At 54.2% G+C, this 4799-nt stretch carries 6 protein-coding genes; 3 read left to right on the top strand and 3 right to left on the bottom strand.

Annotation, left to right across the window (positions count from 1 at the left end; genetic code table 11):
• Positions 1-60: 60 nt before the first annotated feature.
• The 3 genes from IIA05_12895 to IIA05_12885 all read right to left on the bottom strand — a co-directional run bounded on the left by IIA05_12895 (position 61) and on the right by IIA05_12885 (position 3312).
• Positions 61-489 (bottom strand): DoxX family protein, encoded by a 429-nt coding sequence (locus tag IIA05_12895; GenBank protein ID MCH9027987.1) that lies wholly within the window; start codon positions 487-489, stop codon positions 61-63.
• Positions 490-553: 64 nt separating this feature from the next.
• Complete coding sequence (locus IIA05_12890) at positions 554-1003, bottom strand: DUF393 domain-containing protein (protein MCH9027986.1); 450 nt, start codon at positions 1001-1003, stop codon at positions 554-556.
• A 77-nt stretch (positions 1004-1080) separates the two neighbouring features.
• Complete coding sequence (locus IIA05_12885; protein MCH9027985.1) at positions 1081-3312, bottom strand: hypothetical protein; 2232 nt, start codon at positions 3310-3312, stop codon at positions 1081-1083.
• 256 nt (positions 3313-3568) lie between these two features.
• Between IIA05_12885 and IIA05_12880 the strand changes: the two genes are divergently transcribed.
• The 3 genes from IIA05_12880 to IIA05_12870 all read left to right on the top strand — a co-directional run.
• Entirely contained in the window at positions 3569-3916 is a 348-nt protein-coding gene (locus tag IIA05_12880; protein MCH9027984.1) for a VOC family protein, read from the top strand.
• Positions 3917-3968: 52 nt separating this feature from the next.
• On the top strand, positions 3969-4505 hold the full coding sequence (locus IIA05_12875; GenBank protein ID MCH9027983.1) for a PH domain-containing protein: 537 nt from the start codon (positions 3969-3971) through the stop codon (positions 4503-4505).
• The coding region (locus IIA05_12870; protein MCH9027982.1) for a PH domain-containing protein at positions 4492-4799 on the top strand (308 nt) is incomplete at its 3' end. The genes IIA05_12875 and IIA05_12870, both read left to right, overlap by 14 nt.

Raw genomic sequence — 4799 nt, 5'->3', positions numbered from 1 at the left:
ATCAAGTTCGAGGTGAACCTGCCCGAATAGTTTCAGGCCTGGTTCGCTGTAACGAACCGCTCATGGTGTATTGCGTTGCCGCAACCAGCCATCGACGGAATACTTGTCACTGCCACCCGGCGCCAGCAACAGAAAAACGATCAGCGCCAGGCGAGTAAATGTATGTCCGGCTATATCGAACAGCGGTTGCTGAAGCGCATGTCCATAGGTGGTGACGATCAGCAGGAGGCCGACTCCGATCAGTGCCTCCCGGGTCCGCAAACCAATACAAAGCAAAACTCCGGCGGCCAGCTCGAGCACGGGTATGCCGTAGCCGAGAGCATTGAGGAACCATGCCGGTATCCAGGTATCGGCAAAGCCGTCCACAAAAAACTGCTGGGCGTGGGCGGCGGGCGTCAGCACGAAAACTTTCCAGTATCCCGCCATCAGGAACAACAGCCCCAATATCCAGCGCACGATGAAGTTGACGATGGGCCAGTTATTGTTCATCGGACTCTCCTTTTAATTTTTTTCTTGCCATTACCGGAACCAGGCAAAAATGTTTTCCTGCTCCTCAAAAGCGATCGTTGCCCGGCAAGTCCAGATTATTGATTTTTGTCACTCCTCTGACCTTCAAAAAAAGATTGCGGAAAGATCGAAATACTGGATACAGCACCCGGGCCAGTCGCTGCGAGCGGAAAATCCAAAAATTGATCCGGTTGAAAATGCCCGACCGCGTGCTTAACAGCGACAGCACATGCATGGCTTCGGCACCGTAGTAAATCTGGCCCCTCATTTTCAGCGCCATTCCCTGGTCGATATCGAGACCGGCGGCGGTTATCTCCTGCATTACCGCGCTGTCTTCCCGTGCATCGACCAACACCAGCTCACCGGCACTCTCCCGAACGCGCACGAGCTGACAGTAGTTGTCACAAAGCGGGCATTGCCTGTCGTATACAAGCAAGATATCGGCCAGACTCGCACTGCTCTCGTCCGGTCGGTTGGCGAGGTCAAGGTTGGTCATTGGCAAAAACGATCCATTGCAGTAAATCCTGCGCAAGCAAATGTGTCAGAAAACGATATCGGACACTGTCCTACGCCTTAACGTACGGCGCTGGTCGAAGCTAGAGACTCTTCCGGGAAGAGTCGTTCGACGACTGCCCGAAAGTCCTCTTCGGCGTCTATCGTCTCAACTTTCGATCGTTGTCGATCGAGGCCTGCTTTCACCCAGCTTAACAACGACACAAATTCAGGCTCCCGCAGCACCTCGGCCCATCGTTGATCATTGACGATCGCGTAATAGTTCTGCCAGCCCAGCGAGACTGCGGATTCGAGGGACTCCAGCGCACCGGCCACATCACCATGCATCGCCTGGTTAAGCGCGATAAGCTCCAGCACCGACGGATTGTATACTTGCTCGGAGTCCGCAAGATTCTGCAATTCCTGATCGACTCGCCGCAGGACGCGAACCGCAGATGCTTCATCGCCAACTTGCCTATGGGCAAAGGCCCGCATTTGCAAAATATCGATTGCGAGAAGCGACCCCAGGGCGACCGGCGATTCGAGGTCAAATACATCAGTCAGGATTTCTACACCTTTCTCATAATTACCGGCTTCCAGATTGATTACACCAAGCAATTTCGCCGGAACCGCCGGCAGCATCTTATAGTCGACGGCGTTGCCCCGCATAAAATTCTCCAGGTGAATTTTTAAACCCGTACGGTCGCCACGAAGCTTGAACAAGTAGCCCTTCCTGACAAAACGGCTAAATTTATTGGGGTCGAGGCCAACCCAGTAATCGGCATCTTCCGACATCCCAAGACGTCCGTATACCGTGGACAGCACGCTAAATCCCCGTATCCTGTCGGATTCGCCATAGGCAAGAATAATTTTCTTCGCCCACTGGTGCACATCGACATAGCGGCCATATCGCTCGTAAAGATTGTGCAGCCCCCAGTAAGCGATCCCGGGGGGTTCCGGCAGGTCCATAAGCCTCAGCAAAAGCTGCTCGGTGCGCCTGAAGTCTCCGTTCCATTGATAACGGTTGGCCACGTTCAATAAAATAACCGGGTTGAGGGGATCGATTTTCAGGCCCCGCTCCATGGCGGCATGACTTTCATCTCTGCGCCCCTGAACCCCGAGTGCGTTGGCGAGCCAATTGTGGGCATCTACCAGGTTGGGATCTGAAAGCAGCGCGCGACGCAATGCCGCCTCCGCCGCCGCGGGATTGGGATCACGCTTTTTTAACAGCAGCAGGCCCTGTGCCGCATGCGCCTCCGCAAGCTCGGGATCCAGTCCCAGGGCATGGCCTATGGCTTCCTGTGCCTGCGCTTGCGCTTCGACAAACCCTTCCCCACTGCCACCCATCATCGTCGCTATCGCCAGGCCAGCATAGGGAGGCGCATAGTCCGGATCCAGGTCGATGGCGCTGCGAAATTCCGCCGCTGCGTGCTGTTGCCAGCCCGGCGTGCGCCTGTTCAGAAATGCCCGGCCCAGAAGATAGGCGTTGTAGGCAACCATATTCGTCGTCGTGCTGGCAATCGACTGCGCGCCGGAGGCCACTATCTCATTGACAAGCTCACTGGCAACCCGGTTCGCGATCTCGGTCTGAATTGCGAATATGCCTTCCAGCTTCCTGTCAAATGTTTCACTCCAAAGCTGGAATCCGGATTCGTCGACCAGTTGCGCAGTCACCCGGACCACGTTTGACTCTCGCCTGACGCTCCCTTGCAGCAAATAGCGCACGCCGAGTATATTGCTTATCCGCGGCACGCCCATATCGCTGTTGCCAAAGGCGAATGACGATGTGCGGCCAATGACCTTGAGTGCGTCAAAGGTCGAAAGACGATGCAGGATTTCCTCGGTAACACCGTTCGAGAAATACTCCGTTTCAGTTTCGTCGTCCAAACTGACAAACGGCAATACCGCGATCGAATTCGCTGGCTTGTCGATCAAGGGAATCGCTTGAGACAACTCGTCAGTGGTCTCCATGATTTTTTCAAAGCTGCCGAACAGCACGGCGACAGAAACAGCGAGCAACGCAACCAGGATCAGATAATCCAGGCGCTTGAGTTTGAAATCAGCAAGCTCTTCCTCACCTGCCGGCGCGGTACGAACGATGCCACTGGCCGTGATATCGAAGAACCACCCGAACACCATCGCAATGGGGAAACCGAGTACCGCCGCAATGATCAGGTAACGTAACGCAGTGTCGGGAATCCCCCAGGCCGGGAAAAATACCGACGCAACCTCGATCACAACCCACGCGCCGAACACATACAGACCGACCAGGCGGAAAATATGACGACGACGCAAGTCCTGCCCTAATTTCACGAAGCTCTGCCTCTGTCGATCACGGCGTATCCTGGCGCATCGATCCCATCCATTAGCCTAGCACACGCCTGACTGCAAGAAGCACAGGATGCCGTAGTGGGATTCTATGAATTGAGCTGGCTGCTGTTTTGCGGACACTCCATTTAGGCACTAGAATGCCCAAAGATTGTGTTCAATGGAGCGACACAGGAGGAAAGCCAGCCAGCTTCCTGCCTTGGCGGCAGATTTACGATTTCAGGCAGCATTGGAGAGAGCAATGGCTAATCGTGTAGTTTGGTTTGATGTTCCCGTCGAAGATCTAGGTAGAGCGATTGAATTCTATTCGCGGGTTTTGGATATCGCGATCGAGGAGGCTGGCGACGTAGCCATCCTTGAGCACAGTGACAACGACGTTGCCGGATGCCTGGTCAAAAGCGACGACAAGCCATCCGCCAGCGGATTGCTGCTTTATTTCAACGTGCCCGGACGCCTGGATGAAGCAGTAGAGGCAGCAGAGCAAAACGGTGGCAGAATTCTGCAAGCGAAGGAGCAGATCGGTCCGCATGGCTATCGGGCGATCGTGCTCGACAGTGAAGGCAACCGAATTGCCCTGCATTCGGAGTGAAATACCGTCTGCCAAAGAGCGTATCAGGAATTTTGTATTTGTGAGCCAATGAATGTTTGAGAATCTTGAAATCGCACAAGATGATCTGCCGCAAGTCGATTCGGTAACCTGGCTGGGCATGGATGAGAAATTTGTCCGCCGCCTCCTGACGGAGAAAGCACTGGCCCTGGGTTTTGTCATCATTGGAATCGCTGTCCTGCAATTTGTGATCAGCACCGCATTTGCTGACGACAATGTGAACATCAGTCTGGGATGGTTGTGGCTAATGATCCCGGTTGCTGCGGTACCGTTTTTCCTATGGCCATCGATCAGCGTGCCACGCAAAGGCTATGCGCTACGCGACAAGGACATCATTTACAAATCAGGTGTGTTCTGGCGCACGGTGACGGCAATCCCATTCAATCGCATTCAGCACGTGGAAAAAAGCAGTACGCCGCTGGATCGCCGTTTTGATATCGCCACGTTACAGCTATTCACCGCTGGCGGTTCTGGCGGCGACCTGAAAATTCATGGATTGCCGGCCACCGTCGCAGAACAGCTGCGAGTCTTCATTCTCGATAAAGTCGGGGCCAGCGTTGAGCGTCGCTGACCAGGAAAACTGGCTTCATACGTCACCGCTGGCCGCGATTTTCTATCTCGGCAGGATCTATCAAAACATCGCGAAGAACGCGATTCCGGCCCTCGCTCCGCTGTTTGTGCTCCTGGTGGCTACCGAGGGCGATCTCACGTACAGAATAGTTTTTGCCCTATCAGTGTTCGTCATCTTGACAATAACGGGGGCGTTCCTTCAGTACTGGTTTTTTCGATATCGCATTGCCGAAAATTCCGTGTTGATCCGGGAGGGCGTTTTCAAAAAGACCCAACTCGATATCAAGTTTGATCG

The sequence above is a fragment of the Pseudomonadota bacterium genome (assembly GCA_022572885.1).
Classification (GTDB): Bacteria; Pseudomonadota; Gammaproteobacteria; order Steroidobacterales; family MnTg04; genus MnTg04.
This window is presented reverse-complemented; position numbering and strand designations above follow the sequence as displayed.

What these genes read in the sequence shown, in the direction of transcription:
- IIA05_12880 (MCH9027984.1), top strand. Translation starts at nt 3,569, where the DNA reads ATGGCTAATCGTGTAGTTTGGTTTGATGTTCCCGTCGAAGATCTAGGT.
- IIA05_12890 (MCH9027986.1), bottom strand. Translation starts at nt 1,003, where the DNA reads ATGACCAACCTTGACCTCGCCAACCGACCGGACGAGAGCAGTGCGAGT.
- IIA05_12895 (MCH9027987.1), bottom strand. Translation starts at nt 489, where the DNA reads ATGAACAATAACTGGCCCATCGTCAACTTCATCGTGCGCTGGATATTG.
- IIA05_12875 (MCH9027983.1), top strand. Translation starts at nt 3,969, where the DNA reads ATGTTTGAGAATCTTGAAATCGCACAAGATGATCTGCCGCAAGTCGAT.